Here is a 13,052-nt window from a genome sequence, read left to right as displayed (position 1 = left end):
CGCGGCGGGCGCGCCGCGCGGTCAGTTGCGCGACAGCTCGATATCCGTCGTCCGCGTGGTGCCGTTCGGCGCGGTGACGCTGCGGGTCCCCGCATAGGTTCCGTCCTGCGCCGTGCCGGACCCTGTCGCACTGCGCGTGCGGCCGTTCGGCCCGGTCTGCGACGCCTGCCGGGCATAGGCGCCGGACGACCGGTCATACGACCGCGTCATGCCGCCACTGGCGATGCGCCCGCCCGCGCCGGCAGCGGTCCAGAACCGGCTGCGCTCACGCGCCGAGGCCGCGGCGGGGGCGAGGGCGACCAGGGCGGCGAAGGTCAGCAGTGCCGTGCGGCCGGAAGGCATCGCGTCGTCCGGTGCTGGTCGCGGGGGCGCATCGAGCGACGGCGGCAATGCGCCGTCGCTCCGCGCAAGACTTATTGCGGCTGGGCGTCGCCGGGGGTGCTCACGGCACGGTTGTGGCGATTGGCGCCCATCTGGCCGACGCGGTTGGAGAAAGCACCGTTCTGGGTGCCGCCGCCGACCGTCACCGCGGTTGGCGGCGCCGCGGGCGTGCTGCCGCCCAGAATCTGGTTCCACACGGTCTGGTCGCGTCGGGAGGCCTGGGCGGGCGGGGTTGCGATAGCCATCGCCCCGGCGGCGGCGAGGCAGAGCAGGGCGAGGCGGCGGTGATCGATCATCGTGGTTCTCCTGCCCGGCAGCAGGGACAGACTCGCGCCACGATGATTCAGAACGATGTCCGGTCGGTTGCGAAATGCAACGGCGGCCCTGCGGGATCAGCGCGACGGCTGGGCAGGTTGCGCCGGCTGTGCCGGCTGGCCCGTCATGCGTTCGCCCTGCCGCGCGGTCCATTCCCCCGCGCCCTGCATCTGCTCCCCGGTCCAGCGCATGGCGCGACCCAGGGCATTGCCGGTGCTGTCCGCAGCCCGCTCCAGCGCCTGCCCGGTATTCTCGGCCGCGCGGTCGACGGCCGCACCGGCCCGCTCGCCCACGCCCGGTTGCCGCGCGGCGGTGCCGGGGGCGGCCGGCGCGCCGGGGCTCGCAGGCTCCGCGGGGCGCGGCACGGGCGGGGGCAGGCTGCCGGCCTGCTGGGCCAGGGCCGGCGCGGCGGACAAGGCGAGGATCACGGCGGCGGGGAGGAGGCGCATCGAAGGCTCCGGCTCTCGGGGGCGGTTCCTGATCGAGATGATGCCGCGGCCCGGTGGCGACAACGGGGCAGGTCCGGTCAGTCGCCGAAGGCCCAGCGGCCGGCGCGGCGCAGCCGCTCCCCGGTCCAGTTCGCCGCCCGTTCCAGGGCCGACCCGGTGCGCTGCGCGCCGCGTTCGACCGCTTCGCCGGTGCGCTTGGCGCCGCGTTCCACCGCGCGTCCCGCGCGTTGCACCGCGCCTTCCGAGGCCGAAGCCGGCAGGGCTGCGGCCGAGGCCATCAGGCCAAGGATCCAGGCTCGCCGTGTCATGCGACCTAGATTGCCTCCCGAGCCCGCCGGGTCAAGAATCGAGCCTGATCCCGAGTTCACGGATCAGCGGGCGCCAGACGGTGTTCTCCTCCGCCACGAAGGCATCGAAGGCGGCGGGCGCCCAGTCCGTCGTCTGGATGCCGAGGCCCCGGGTGCGCGCCTGCAGCTCCTCCGACGCCATCGCCCGGACCAGTTCGGCATTCAGCCGCTGGATCATCGGCGCGGGCACGCCCTTCGGCACGCTCAGACCCTGCCAGCCGAAGGCCACCGCGTCGTGGCCGAGTTCGCGCATGGTCGGCACCGCGGGCGCCTCGGCCGTGCGGGTCTCGGTCAGCACGGCGAGGGCGCGGACCCGCCCGTCGCGGATGAAGGGCAGGCCCGTCGCGGTGTCGATCATCACCAGGTCGACATTGCCGCCGAGCAGGTCCTGCATCGCCGCCTGGCCGCCGCGATAGGGCACGTGCTCCGCCGCGAGGCCGGATCGCCGCTTGACCAGTTCCATCGCGAGGTGGTGCGGCGACGCCACCGCCGGGCTGCCATAGGTCGGCGCCCGCCGGCGGGAGGCGGCGAGCAGCGCCTCGAAATCCTGGTAGGGCGCGTCGGCGCGACAGACGATGTAGAGCGGGAAGCGCCCGATGAATCCGACCCCCGTCAGGTCCTTGTCGGGATCGTAGGGCAGGCGGGCGTAGAGCGCGGGGTTGTAGACCAGGATGCCGTTGTCGACGTGCAGCAGCGTCAGCCCATCGGCCGGGGCGCGGGCGGCGGTTTCGCTCGCCAGCACGGCGCCGCCGCCGGGGCGGTTCTCGACCACGAAGGTCTGGCCGAGCCGCGGGCCCATCTGGCCCGCCACCAGCCGCGCGAAGACGTCCGACGGGCCGCCGGCGGGATAGCCGACGATCAGGCGCAGCGGACGGTCGGGCCAGGTCTGGGCAAGGGCCGGGGCGGAGGCGGCGGCAAGGCCGAGGCCGAGAGCGGCGCGGCGGCCGAGGGGCGGGATGATCGCGGGCATGGCGGGCGGAATGTGCGCCCGGGGTCGTGCCGCGCCAAGGGTCGAGGCCTTCTCGCCTCTCGAAAGCGGGACCTGTCCCGGCATGATCGGCCTGCTAAAGCGGTCCGATGATTGCTGCGGTTCTGCTGGCCTTCGGCCAGATCGGCGATCCGGCCTTCCGCCGGCCCCTCATCCTCGGCGTGCTCGGCGCCGCCATCGCTCTCGGCCTGCTGACCTGGGGGGCCGTCGCCGCCGCCGCCTGGGCCGCGGGCGGCCAGGGCTGGCTCGCCTGGCTGGCCGAGATCGGCGGCGGCATCGCGGGCCTGGTGCTGGCCTGGTGGCTGTTCCTGCCGGTGGCCGCGGCGATCGCCGCGCAGCTCGTCGAACCCGTCGCGACGGCGGTCGAACGGCGGCATTATCCCGGGCTGCCGCCGGCGAAGGGCGCCTCGATCGCGGCACAGGTCGCCTACGGGCTCGGATTCGGGCTGAAGCTGCTGTTCCTGCAGGTCGTCCTGCTGCCGCTGTTCTTCATTCCGGGGCTGGGTTTCGCGATCGCCCTGATGATCTCGGCCTATGCGCTCGGCGCGGGAATGGTGGTGCAGACGGCCATGCTGCGCATGGACACGCGCATGGCGCAGGCCACTTGGCGGTCGCGCCGCTGGTCCGGCTGGGGACTGGGGCTGATTCTGGCCGGCATGGCACTGGTGCCGTTTCTCAACCTCCTGGTGCCTGTGATCGGCACCGCTGCCGCCGTGCACCTCCTGCAGCGGTCCACATCATCGTGATCGCGTAAATCCTGGGGATAAGCCCGGGCGCGGCGTTGTGGCCGGCCGAGTCCACATGCTAGCCCCGAGGCGTCATGCAACCCGACGACGCCAAAGGGGGCTCCACCATGTCGCTCTTCCGCCGCAAGGATGAACCGGGTGCCGCCGCCACCGGGGCCGAGGCCACGCCGGCCACCGTCGTCCCGGCCCGCGATCCGGACCTGGCCGTGCCGCCCTTCCGCCCTTCGGGCGTGACGCTGCCGGCCTCCACCGGCCCGGCCGCGCCGAAGCCGAATTCCCCGCCTGCCTCGGCCGGGGTCGCCCGCGTGCCGAGCGCCCAGGCCAACGCGCCGACCGCGCCCACGGGCCCGAGCCGTCCGACCGGCCGCGTCGAGGCCGCCGAGCGCCGCACCCTCGTGGTGGGCAAGGGCATCAGCCTGCAGGGCACGGTGAGCGAGGCCGAGCGGCTCGTCATCGAAGGCACGATGGAAAGCCAGCTGCTGCAGGCGAATGAGCTCGTCATCGGCCATTCCGGCGTCTTCAAGGGCGAAGCCCAGGTCGAGGACGCCGAGATCGCCGGCACCTTCGACGGCGTGCTGAACGCCACCGGCAGCCTGACGATCCGCGCCACCGGCCGGGTCATCGGCACGGCGCGCTCGCGCCGCCTGTCGGTCGAGGATGGCGGCCAGCTCTCCGGCAAGATGGAGATGATCTCCGACACGCCGGCGGCGTCCGCCAGCACGCCGCGCATGGCGCCGGCGCGCAGCACGGAACCGGCCGACGCCTGATGTCCGGCGCCCCGGTCCAACGCCGGGGCGGCTTGCCCGATGGTTGCAGCGCGCGCCGCACTGCTCCTGCCCTTCCTCGTTCTCGCCTGCGCCGAAGGGCCGGACGAGGAAGCCGTTGCGGCGATGCACCAGGCCTTTTCGACGGCGCGCGCCAGCATCGCGGCCGTGCCCCCGTCCGCGCCTTCCCCCGCCGCGGCGCCCCCGCCGCCCGTCGTCCCCAACCTGCCGGTGACTCAGCACGCCGCCCCGCGGCTGCGCGGCGCGGGCGCACCCGCGGCGGCGGCCGCGCTGCTCGGCGCCCGCGCGGAGGACATGCGCCGCATGCTCGGCGAGCCTTCGCTCCGGCGGCCGGAGGGCGAGGCCGAGATCTGGCTGTACGAGGGCGCCGATTGCCGGCTCGATGTCGTGCTCTATCCGGAGCGCGGCGCCATGGTCGTCGCGCATGCCGCGGCCCGTGCGCAGGGGGGGGCCGCGGTCACGGAAGCAGCCTGCCTTGCTTCCATCGCGACCTACCCCGGCGCGGCGCGCAGGACCTGATGGCTTGGCAGCGCGCCGTGGCGCGCTAAGACCGGGGCCGTGATCCATTCTGCGGGGTGCGCGTGAGCGCCTGGTTCGACGCCTTCGTTCCGGCCTTTGCGCTGCTCGCGCTGGGTGCGCTGCTCAAGCGTCGCCTGCTGAAGGACGACGCCGTCTGGGCGGGCATGGAGCGGCTGATCTACTGGGTGCTGCTGCCCTCCCTCATCGTCGCGGCGCTCGCGCCGCTGAACTTGGCGGATCTGCCGCTGGGGCGCATCGCGGCGGCGATCTGGACGGCGCTGGCGCTGGGCACGGGGATTTCCGTGCTCCTGGCGCGCGCGCTCGGGCTGGCGCATCCGGCGATGACCTCGGTGCTGCAGGGCGGCATCCGCTTCAACAACCTGATGGGCTTCGCCATCGTCGGCGCGCTGTTCGGCGCGCCGGGCACCGGCTTCGGCGCGGTCGCGACGGGGATCATCGTGCCTTTCGTGCAGGTGGTGACGACGCTCGCCTTCGCGCTGGACGGGCAGCGCGGGCCGCCGCGCCCGGCGATGATCGCGCGGCAATTGCTGCTGAACCCGCTGCTGCTGGCGGTGGCGATCGGCTTCGGCGTCGCGGCGCTGGGCGGCCTGCCGCCGGGCATCGCGCCGACGGTGCAGACGCTGGGGCGCGCATCGGTGGCGCTGGGCCTGCTGTGCGTCGGCGCGGCGCTGTCGGTCGACTCCTTCTCCGACCGCGTGGGCGTGCAGGCGGCGACGGGCGTGCTGAAGCTGACGGTGATGCCGCTCGTCACCTGGGCGCTGTGCACGCTGTTCGGCGTGCCGCCGCTCGCGACCGCGGTCGCGGTGATCTTCATGGCGCTGCCGACGGCGGCGACGTCCTACGTCATGGCGCGCGCACTGGGCGGGGATGCGCCGCTGATGGCGGCGATCACGACGACGGAGCACATCGCGTCGATCGTGACCTTGCCGCTGTGGGTGATGCTGGTGGCGCCGTAGGCGGGGGGAAGGGAACTTCCCCCCGTGCCCCCCAACCTTCTTTGTATTCTGGAGACTGACTTCGGCGGTCAGTTCCCATGTCCCAAAGAAGGTTGAGGGGGGTTCCGGGGGGAGAAGTTCCCTTCTCCCCCCGCCCTCAGTTCACCGTGATCCGCGCCTCGCGCACCACCCGCGCCCACTTCTCCGATTCCGCCCGCAGATAGGTCGCGAGTTCCTCCGGCGTCGAGGACACCGCCTCCGCCCCGGCCGCGGCGAGCCGGTCCTTCACCGCCTGCTGGGCCAGCGCCTCGCGGATCGCGGCGTTGAAGCGCGCGACGATCGGCGCGGGTGAGCCGCCCGGCGCCATTACCGCGCCCCAGGACGTCGCCTGCGCGTCGGGCAGGCCGATCTCCGCCACCGTCGGCACGTTGGGCAGCAGCGGGGAGCGCCGCGCGCCGGTGACCGCCAGCGCCCGCACGCGCCCGCCCTGGATCTGCCCGATCGCGGAGGGGATCTGGTCCAGCATCACCTGCACGTTGCCCGCGACCACGTCGTTCAGCGCCGGCGCACTGCCGCGATACGGGACGTGGGCGATGTCGACGCGGGCCGCGAGCTTGAACAGCTCCGGCACCGTATGCGTGGACGACCCGGATCCGGCCGAGCCGTAGGACAGCCGGCCGGGTTGCTGGCGTACCAGCGCGAGGAACTCCTGCGCCGTCTGCGCCTGCACGTTCGGGTTCACGATCAGCACGTGGTCCGTCGTGAAGGCCATGGAGACCGGCGTGAGGTCGCGCAGCGGATCGAAGCCGAGACTGCTGTAGAGATGCGGATTGACCGTGAGCGTCCCGGTCGTGCCCATCAGCAGCGTCGTGCCGTCGGGCGCGCTGCGGACGACGTTCTCGACGCCGATGTTGCCGCCGGCGCCGGTCCGGTTCTCGACCACCACGGGCTGGCCCAACGTCTCCTGCAGGCGTTCGCCGAGCACGCGCGCCACCACGTCGGTCGCGCCGCCCGCGGGGAAGGGCACGACGAAGCGGATGGGGCGCGTGGGCTGCCAGGCCCCCTGGGCACGGGCGAGCGCAGGCGCGAGCAGCGTCGCGGCGATCGCCGCGCGTCGTGTCGTCTTCATCGAACGTTGTCCCGGTCTTGGTTGTTGTTCAGCAATAGGCGCGGCGGGCCTTGACCTCCCGGATCACCGTCTCGGGGTCCTGGGCCCACCAGTGATTGGACAGGATCTCGACCTCGACGCCGCCTGTCCAGCCGGACGCCTCGGCCATGGCGCGGATCGCGGGGATGTCGATCACGCCTTCGCCGGGCAGGCCACGGTCAAAGACGAGGTCCGTCGTCGGCACCTTCCAGTCGCACACATGGAAGCCGGCGATGCGCCCCTTGGCACGCGCCATCTGCCGCGCGAGGTCCGGGTCCCACCAGACATGATAGACATCGACGGCGACGCCGGTGCCCGCACCGAGTTCCTCGCAGAGATCCAACGCCTGGCCGAGCGTCGAGAGCACCGAGCGGTCCGCGCAGGTCATCGGATGCAGCGGCTCGAGCGCGAGCGTCACGCCGGCGGCGCGCGCATCGGGCAGGATGGCGTGCAGGCCCTCGCGCATCATCTCCCGCGCGCCGGGCAGGTCCTTCGATCCTTTCGGCAGGCCGCCGCCGAGCACCACCAGGCAGGCGGCGCCGATGGCATGGGCCTCGGCGATGGCACGACGGTTGTCCTCGATCGCGGCGGCGCGGCCGGCGGCGTCCGCCGCGGGGAACATGCCGCCGCGGCACAGGCCGGTGACCTTGAGGCCCGCATCGCGGATGTGCTTCGCCGCGGCCTGGACGCCCATCGCCTGCAGCACGTCGCGCCAGGGCGAGATGCCGGGGATGCCGTGACGGGCGCAGGCCTCGATGCACTGCCCGAGGGTCCACGCCTTCGTGGTGATGGTGTTGAGGGAGAGTTCGGTCGTCATACTGTGCTCAGCAACCCCGTGCGATGATGAGCCGCGCCTTGGCGGCCGTCAGCCCGGCCGAGCGGCCGCTTTCAAGCCATGTCTTCAGGTCGGACAGCACGATGGAGAAGCCCTCCGTCGTCGCGAGCGCCGTGGCGACCTGGGTCTCCGCGGATCCGTCGAAGCCGGAACAGGCGACGGAAACCGCCGTCTCCCCGCCTTCGGGTTCGATCGTGATCTCGACCTTCGTGCCGTCGGACCAGTCCCAGGCCAGACGATGCGGGCGGTCGAGCGTGGTGGCCGTCGCCTCCGCCGCCGCGCCCGGGACCAGGAACGTCCAATGGGCCGGCTGGCCGAGACGCAGCGGCGCGCTGGCCTCGGCGAGCCAGAAGGCACGGAGGGCTTCCGGCTCGACGAAGGCGTCGAAGATGCGCTCCGGCTGCGCCGCGATCATCATGGATGCGCGGGCGACGAGCGGCGTCATGCGACGCCGTGCAGCGCAAGCAGCGCGCGCATCCGCGCCACCGCCATCTCCGGGTCGCGCAGCAGCCCGGCCTTGTCGGCGAGGCGGAAGAGTTCCGAGAAGTGCTGGATGGACCGCGTCGACTGCTGCCCGCCCACCATGACGAAATGGTCCTGGTGGCCGTTCAGCCAGGCCATGAAGACGACGCCCGTCTTGTAGAAGCGGGTCGGCGCCTTGAAGATGTGGCGCGACAGCGGGACCGTCGGCGCCAGGATGTCGTGGAAGGTGCTGAGGTCGTTCTTCGACAGCGCGGCGAGTGCGCCACCCACCGCCGGGGCGATCGGATCGAAGATGCCGAGCAGCGCGTCGGAATAGCCCTGCGCGTCGCCCGCGATCAGCTCGGCGTAGTTGAAGTCGTCGCCGGTGTACATGCGCACGCCGCGCGGCAGGCGGCGGCGCATCGAGATCTCCTTCTTGTCGTCCAGCAGCGAGACCTTCACGCCGTCGACCTTGTCGGCATGGGCGTGGATGACGGCGAGCGCCGTGTCCATCGCCGCCATGTGGTCGTGGTTGCCCCAGTAGCCTTCCAGCGCCGGGTCGAACATCTCGCCGAGCCAGTGGATGATCACCGGCTGCTTCACCTGCGAGAGGATGCGGGCATAGACGCGCTCGTAGTCCGCCGGCGACTTGGCGGCCTTCGCCAGCGCGCGGGAGGCCATGAGGATGATGCGCCCGCCCATCGCCTCGACGGCTTCGCACTGTTCCTCATAGGCGCGGATGACGTCGTCCACCGTCACGTCCGGCCCGGGGGCCAGGTGGTCGGTGCCGGCGCCGGAGGCCATCACCGCGCCCGGATGGTCCTTCATCGCATCGAGCGACCGTCGGATCAGTTCCTGCGCGCCCACCCAGTCGAGCCCCATGCCGCGCTGCGCCGTGTCCATGGCTTCCGCGACACCGAGGCCGAGCGACCAGAGATGCTTGCGGAAGGCGATGGTGCGGTCCCAGTCGATCTTCACGTCGAGCCAGGGGTCCTGTTCCGCCAGCGGATCCGCCACGACATGCGCGGCAGCCAGCGCGACGCGCGGGAAGGGCGGCGTCGCCTTCGCGAAGTCGCGCGCGGGGCTGGTGGTGAAGGGTTCGACGCGGGCGCCGTTCGGCAGGTTGATGGTGGGCATGCGGTTCACGCCTCCAGCTTCGGCAGGTCGATCCAGCGGCGCTCGGCCCAGGACTTCAGGCCGGCTTCGGCAAGCTGCACCCCCTTGGCACCCGCCAGCAAGTTCCAGGGATAATCGGGACGCTCGCCCGCCACGTGCTTGAGGAATTCCTCCCACTGCACGCGGAAGCCGTTGGGGAAGTCCTGCGTCGTCGGCACTTCCTGCCAGCCGGCAAAGAAGTCGATCGTCTGCGGCTGGTCGGGGTTCCACACCGGCTTCGGCGTGGCGACGCGCGACTGCGTCCAGCATTTGTGCAGGCCGCAGATGGCAGACCCATGCGTGCCGTCGACCTGGAAGGTCACCAGGTCGTCGCGGCGCACGCGCGTGACCCAGGAGGAATTGATGTGCGCGATGGCCCCGCCTTCCAGCTGGAAGGTCGCATAGGCCGCGTCATCGGCATCCGCCTTGTAGGGCTTGCCGTCCTCGCCGATGCGTTCGGGGATGTGCACGGCGCCGAGGCAGGAGACCGCCTCGACATTGCCGAACAGGTTGTCCAGCACGTAGCGCCAGTGGCAGAGCATATCGAGGATGATGCCCCCGCCCTCGGCCTTCTTGTAGTTCCAGGACGGGCGCTGCGCGGGCTGCAAATCGCCTTCGAAGACCCAGTAGCCGAACTCGCCCTTCACCGAGCAGATGCGCCCGAGGAAGCCGCTGTCGATCACCATCTTCAGCTTGCGCAGGCCGGGCAGGAACAGCTTGTCCTGCACGACGCCGTTCTTGATCCCCTTCTCCTTGGCCAGCTTCGCGACGGCGAGCGCATCGGCCAGCGTGTCGGCGGTCGGCTTCTCGCAATAGATGTGCTTGCCGGCGTTGATCGCCTTGGTCAGCAGGCCGGCGCGCATCTGCGTCGTCGCGGCGTCGAAGAACACCTCGTCCTTCGGGTCCGCGAGGCAGGCGTCGAGGTCGGTGGACACGCGCGAGATGCCATGCGCCTTCGCCAGCGCCTCGAGCTTCGCGCGGTTGCGCCCGACGATCACCGGGTCCGGCATGATGGTGTCGCCGTTCGCGAGCTTCACGCCGCCATCGGCGCGGATCGCGGCGATGGAACGGATCAGGTGCTGGTTCATCCCCATCCGGCCGGTGACGCCGTTCATGATGAGGCCGATGCGGCGTTCCGCCATGTGTCTTGGTCCCTTACGAAAGCCAGCGATGGAGATTGGCCGCGACGAAGCCGTCATCCGTCAGCAGCGGGTAGCGTTCCGCGACGGCGGTCAGCAGCTCCGCCTGTCCCGGCGAGAGCGTCTCGTGTTCGTCGAGGCACCAGGTGCCTTCCAACAGGCCCTGGCGGCGCAGCACCTCGTGGCAGCCGGCGATGACGCCGTGGAAGTCGTTCGCCACGTCGAAGACCGCGGCGTTCATCTCGGTCACTGCGGCATCGAGCGCGAGCAGGTCGGTCGGCACGCGGTTCTCGCGCGCGGCTTCCGCACAGCGTGCCTGCAGTTGCACCGCGGCGCGCGTCCAGACGGACCAATGCCCGAGCAGCCCGCCCGCGATGCGCATCGTGACGGACCGCCCGTCATGCGCCAGGCGGAAGGGCGTCAGCAGGTCGGCGACGATGTGGTCGTCATTGCCCGTGTAGAGCGTGACGCGATCCTGCGCGCCCGCTTCCAGCACGCCGCGCAGCACGTCGAGCGTCGCGTAGCGGTTGAAGGGCGCGATCTTGATCGCGACGACGTTGGGGATGGAAGCGAAGCGCTTCCAGAAGGATGACGGCAGCCGCACCCCGCCCACCGCGGGCTGCAGGTAGAAGCCGAACAGCGGCATCTCGGCGGCGACGGCCTCGCAATGCGCGACGATCTCGTCCTCGGACGCGCCCTTCCAGGCGGCCAGCGAGAGCAGCACCGCGTGATAGCCGAGCGACCGCGCGACCTGCGCTTCCTTCACCGCCTGCGCGGTCTTCCCGATCGCGCCGGCGACCAGGATCGGGGCTTCGGCGCGTTCGGCGGCCGCTTCCGCGGCGATGCGCAGCACCGGCTCATACAGGCCCCGGTCGCGGATCTGGAACTGCGTGGTGTGGACGCCGACGGCGAGCCCGCCCGAGCCGGCCTCGAGGTAGTAGCGCGACAGCGCCTTCTGACGGCGCGGATCCATCTCGCGCCTGGGATTCAGCGCCAGGGGATGCGCGGGAATCACGCAACCCGCGCGCAGCCGCGACGCAAGCCCTTCCGGCCAGTCCTGCCAGCGCAGCCCCACGCTTCCCTCCCTTGCGGTAACTGCCTGGTTACTTAAGGGGGTGGGTCGCCGCGGTCAAGCCGGGCGCAGATAGCCCAGCACCACCTCGACCACATGCCGCTCCCGCGCCTCGAGCGCGGCCTCGGTGCCCAGGTCCTCGCCGAAGATGGTGGACAGCGTGTGCCGGTTCGCGACCCAGAAATGCCCCAGCCCGAGCATGGTCACGTAGAGTTGCAGCGGATCGACGTCGCGGCGGAACACCCCCGCCTCCTCCCCGCGCTTCAGCACCGCGCGCAGGCTGTCGAGCAGCGGGGAATACAGCGCCGGCACCTCCGCGCTGCGCTTGAGGTAGGCCGCGCGGTGGATGTTCTCCTGGTTCAGCAGCGCGACGAACTCGGGATGCGCCGCCGTGTAGCGCAGGTTGAAGCGCGCAAGCCGCGCCATCGCCTCCGCCGGCGGCAGATGCTCGACCTCGAGCGCGTGTTCCTCCGCGCGCTTGGCGGCATAGGCGCGCTCCAGCACGATCAGCCAGAGCTCCTCCTTCGAGCCGAAATGCGCATAGAGCATGCGCTTGTTGGCACCCGACCGCGCCGCGATCTCATCCACCCGCGCGCCGGCCAGGCCGTTCATGGCGAATTCCGCCAACGCTGCATCCAGGATGCGCTGGCGCGTCGCGGCCGCGCGGGGCGAGAGCGGGCGCGAGCCCTCCATCAGAACCTGCCGTCCCGCACTTCGAACTTGGTCGCCTTGCCGAGCGACCGCCCACCCTGCGCCACCCATTCCGCCACCCGGTCGAGCATCCAGGCCAGCGACACGGACGGGTAGCCGAAGGTCGCGAAGGCGCGCGCCGCGTTGGACAGCAGCGCGTCCGGCGCCTCGGTGCCCGTGAAGGCGACCTCCTTGCCGAAGCGGCGGGCGAATTCCTGCGCGACCCAACGGATCGAGACGGTCTCCGGTCCCGTCACGTTGAGGATCGGGCAGGAGGCATTCGCGCGGGCGAGGGCGCGGAGCGTCCAGGCATTGGCGTCGCCCTGCCAGATCACGTTGGCATGTCCCATCGCGACCGGCACCGGCGTGCCGCCCAGCACCTTGCTGGCGACGTCGTGCAGCACGCCGTAGCGCAGGTCGATCGCATAGTTCAGCCGGATGCCGAAGCAGGGCGTCCCGCGCGTGGCCGCCGCGTGCTGGAACACCCGCTCGCGGCCGAGGCAGGACGCTGCATAGTCGCCGACCGGCGCCGGTGCGGTGTCCTCGGACGCGCCGCCCGAGAGGACCGGGACCAGCGGCAGCACGTTGCCGGTCGAGAAGAAGACGATGCGCGACCCCGCCCAGCGTTCGGCGACCATCGCCGGCAGCAGCACGTTCATCGCCCAGGTCAGCGGCTCGTTGCCGGTGGACCCGAACTTGCGCGCGGCCATGAAGACGACATTGGGCGCATCCGGCAGGGCGGCGAGCGCGGCGCGGTCGGTGAGGTCCGCCGCCAGGCACTCGATGCCCCAGGATTCCATCCGCGCGCGCAGCCCTTCCTCGGACCAGCGGGCCACCGCGATGACGCGGCGGGACGGATCGGCGCGCTTCGCCTGGCGGCACAGCGTCGGGCCCATCTTCCCCGCCGCGCCGAGCACCAGGATGTCCCCCGGCGCGGCAGCGAGGTCCGCGACCAGCGCGGGATCGGGGCGCGACAGCACCTCCTCGAGTGCTTCCTCGTCGGTGATGTTTGACGGCAGATGCGGCACGGCGGTTCCTCCCGCGGCGCATGTTCGCCCCCCGGGCC

At 71.8% G+C, this 13,052-nt stretch carries 17 protein-coding genes; 4 read left to right on the top strand and 13 right to left on the bottom strand.

What is annotated here, in order from left to right:
- Positions 1 to 21: 21 nt before the first annotated feature.
- The 5 genes from GWK16_RS08345 to GWK16_RS08325 form a co-directional block, all read right to left on the bottom strand.
- Entirely contained in the window at positions 22 to 342 is a 321-nt protein-coding gene (locus GWK16_RS08345) for a hypothetical protein (protein WP_170053472.1), read from the bottom strand.
- A gap of 71 nt (positions 343 to 413) precedes the next feature.
- Positions 414 to 677 carry a hypothetical protein gene (locus GWK16_RS08340; RefSeq protein ID WP_170053471.1) on the bottom strand — a complete coding sequence of 88 codons (264 nt, stop codon included), beginning with the start codon at positions 675 to 677 and terminating at the stop codon, positions 414 to 416.
- A gap of 96 nt (positions 678 to 773) precedes the next feature.
- Positions 774 to 1,145 (bottom strand): hypothetical protein, encoded by a 372-nt coding sequence (locus GWK16_RS08335; protein ID WP_170053470.1) that lies wholly within the window; start codon positions 1,143 to 1,145, stop codon positions 774 to 776.
- A gap of 77 nt (positions 1,146 to 1,222) precedes the next feature.
- Positions 1,223 to 1,453 (bottom strand): hypothetical protein, encoded by a 231-nt coding sequence (locus GWK16_RS08330; RefSeq protein WP_170053469.1) that lies wholly within the window; start codon positions 1,451 to 1,453, stop codon positions 1,223 to 1,225.
- A gap of 31 nt (positions 1,454 to 1,484) precedes the next feature.
- Positions 1,485 to 2,462 (bottom strand): Bug family tripartite tricarboxylate transporter substrate binding protein, encoded by a 978-nt coding sequence (locus tag GWK16_RS08325; RefSeq protein WP_170053468.1) that lies wholly within the window; start codon positions 2,460 to 2,462, stop codon positions 1,485 to 1,487.
- Between the two features lie 107 nt (positions 2,463 to 2,569).
- Between GWK16_RS08325 and GWK16_RS08320 the strand changes: the two genes are divergently transcribed.
- From GWK16_RS08320 to GWK16_RS08305, 4 genes are all read left to right on the top strand, one after another.
- Positions 2,570 to 3,226, top strand: a complete 657-nt coding sequence (locus GWK16_RS08320; RefSeq protein ID WP_170053467.1) for an EI24 domain-containing protein — start codon at positions 2,570 to 2,572, stop codon at positions 3,224 to 3,226.
- A gap of 107 nt (positions 3,227 to 3,333) precedes the next feature.
- Positions 3,334 to 3,993 carry a bactofilin family protein gene (locus GWK16_RS08315; RefSeq protein WP_170053466.1) on the top strand — a complete coding sequence of 220 codons (660 nt, stop codon included), beginning with the start codon at positions 3,334 to 3,336 and terminating at the stop codon, positions 3,991 to 3,993.
- Between the two features lie 39 nt (positions 3,994 to 4,032).
- Positions 4,033 to 4,530, top strand: coding sequence for a hypothetical protein (locus GWK16_RS08310; protein ID WP_170053465.1), 498 nt, complete (start codon positions 4,033 to 4,035; stop codon positions 4,528 to 4,530).
- 62 nt (positions 4,531 to 4,592) lie between these two features.
- Positions 4,593 to 5,507, top strand: coding sequence for an AEC family transporter (locus GWK16_RS08305; RefSeq protein ID WP_170053464.1), 915 nt, complete (start codon positions 4,593 to 4,595; stop codon positions 5,505 to 5,507).
- Positions 5,508 to 5,643: 136 nt separating this feature from the next.
- Here the strand turns inward: GWK16_RS08305 and GWK16_RS08300 are convergent, their stop codons facing one another.
- From GWK16_RS08300 to GWK16_RS08265, 8 genes are read right to left on the bottom strand one after another with little or no spacing between them, the layout of a single operon-like run.
- Positions 5,644 to 6,615, bottom strand: a complete 972-nt coding sequence (locus GWK16_RS08300) for a Bug family tripartite tricarboxylate transporter substrate binding protein (protein WP_170053463.1) — start codon at positions 6,613 to 6,615, stop codon at positions 5,644 to 5,646.
- 28 nt (positions 6,616 to 6,643) lie between these two features.
- The gene (locus tag GWK16_RS08295; RefSeq protein ID WP_170053462.1) at positions 6,644 to 7,450 is read right to left on the bottom strand and encodes a sugar phosphate isomerase/epimerase family protein; all 807 of its coding nucleotides are present in this window, start codon (positions 7,448 to 7,450) and stop codon (positions 6,644 to 6,646) included.
- A 7-nt stretch (positions 7,451 to 7,457) separates the two neighbouring features.
- Positions 7,458 to 7,913 carry an SRPBCC domain-containing protein gene (locus tag GWK16_RS08290; RefSeq protein WP_170053461.1) on the bottom strand — a complete coding sequence of 152 codons (456 nt, stop codon included), beginning with the start codon at positions 7,911 to 7,913 and terminating at the stop codon, positions 7,458 to 7,460.
- A complete protein-coding gene (locus GWK16_RS08285) occupies positions 7,910 to 9,067 on the bottom strand; it encodes a dihydrodipicolinate synthase family protein (RefSeq protein WP_170053460.1) in 1,158 nt (385 codons plus the stop codon). Before GWK16_RS08285 ends, GWK16_RS08290 begins: the two co-directional genes overlap by 4 nt.
- Positions 9,068 to 9,072: 5 nt before the next feature.
- Positions 9,073 to 10,227, bottom strand: coding sequence for a Gfo/Idh/MocA family protein (locus tag GWK16_RS08280; protein WP_170053459.1), 1,155 nt, complete (start codon positions 10,225 to 10,227; stop codon positions 9,073 to 9,075).
- A 13-nt stretch (positions 10,228 to 10,240) separates the two neighbouring features.
- Positions 10,241 to 11,299: a dihydrodipicolinate synthase family protein gene (locus GWK16_RS08275; protein ID WP_170053458.1), complete on the bottom strand. Its 1,059-nt coding sequence runs from the start codon at positions 11,297 to 11,299 to the stop codon at positions 10,241 to 10,243.
- 54 nt (positions 11,300 to 11,353) lie between these two features.
- A complete protein-coding gene (locus GWK16_RS08270) occupies positions 11,354 to 11,989 on the bottom strand; it encodes a TetR/AcrR family transcriptional regulator (protein WP_170053457.1) in 636 nt (211 codons plus the stop codon).
- Positions 11,989 to 13,014 carry an NAD-dependent epimerase/dehydratase family protein gene (locus tag GWK16_RS08265; RefSeq protein ID WP_338144432.1) on the bottom strand — a complete coding sequence of 342 codons (1,026 nt, stop codon included), beginning with the start codon at positions 13,012 to 13,014 and terminating at the stop codon, positions 11,989 to 11,991. Before GWK16_RS08265 ends, GWK16_RS08270 begins: the two co-directional genes overlap by 1 nt.
- Between the last annotated feature and the right edge of the window lie 38 nt (positions 13,015 to 13,052).

Source organism: Neoroseomonas marina (genome assembly GCF_012927745.1).
Classification (GTDB): Bacteria; Pseudomonadota; Alphaproteobacteria; order Acetobacterales; family Acetobacteraceae; genus Neoroseomonas; species Neoroseomonas marina.
The sequence above is the reverse complement of the archived record's forward strand: the minus strand, read 5'-3'. Positions and strand labels throughout refer to the sequence as shown.

Excerpts from the sequence above, each read along its gene's own strand:
- GWK16_RS08310 (WP_170053465.1), top strand. The coding sequence starts at position 4,033 with ATGGTTGCAGCGCGCGCCGCACTGCTCCTGCCCTTCCTCGTTCTCGCC.
- GWK16_RS08320 (WP_170053467.1), top strand. The coding sequence starts at position 2,570 with ATGATTGCTGCGGTTCTGCTGGCCTTCGGCCAGATCGGCGATCCGGCC.
- GWK16_RS08315 (WP_170053466.1), top strand. The coding sequence starts at position 3,334 with ATGTCGCTCTTCCGCCGCAAGGATGAACCGGGTGCCGCCGCCACCGGG.
- GWK16_RS08295 (WP_170053462.1), bottom strand. The coding sequence starts at position 7,450 with ATGACGACCGAACTCTCCCTCAACACCATCACCACGAAGGCGTGGACC.
- GWK16_RS08290 (WP_170053461.1), bottom strand. The coding sequence starts at position 7,913 with ATGACGCCGCTCGTCGCCCGCGCATCCATGATGATCGCGGCGCAGCCG.
- GWK16_RS08285 (WP_170053460.1), bottom strand. The coding sequence starts at position 9,067 with ATGCCCACCATCAACCTGCCGAACGGCGCCCGCGTCGAACCCTTCACC.
- GWK16_RS08330 (WP_170053469.1), bottom strand. The coding sequence starts at position 1,453 with ATGACACGGCGAGCCTGGATCCTTGGCCTGATGGCCTCGGCCGCAGCC.
- GWK16_RS08280 (WP_170053459.1), bottom strand. The coding sequence starts at position 10,227 with ATGGCGGAACGCCGCATCGGCCTCATCATGAACGGCGTCACCGGCCGG.
- GWK16_RS08300 (WP_170053463.1), bottom strand. The coding sequence starts at position 6,615 with ATGAAGACGACACGACGCGCGGCGATCGCCGCGACGCTGCTCGCGCCT.
- GWK16_RS08340 (WP_170053471.1), bottom strand. The coding sequence starts at position 677 with ATGATCGATCACCGCCGCCTCGCCCTGCTCTGCCTCGCCGCCGCCGGG.
- GWK16_RS08335 (WP_170053470.1), bottom strand. The coding sequence starts at position 1,145 with ATGCGCCTCCTCCCCGCCGCCGTGATCCTCGCCTTGTCCGCCGCGCCG.
- GWK16_RS08325 (WP_170053468.1), bottom strand. The coding sequence starts at position 2,462 with ATGCCCGCGATCATCCCGCCCCTCGGCCGCCGCGCCGCTCTCGGCCTC.
- GWK16_RS08270 (WP_170053457.1), bottom strand. The coding sequence starts at position 11,989 with ATGGAGGGCTCGCGCCCGCTCTCGCCCCGCGCGGCCGCGACGCGCCAG.
- GWK16_RS08345 (WP_170053472.1), bottom strand. The coding sequence starts at position 342 with ATGCCTTCCGGCCGCACGGCACTGCTGACCTTCGCCGCCCTGGTCGCC.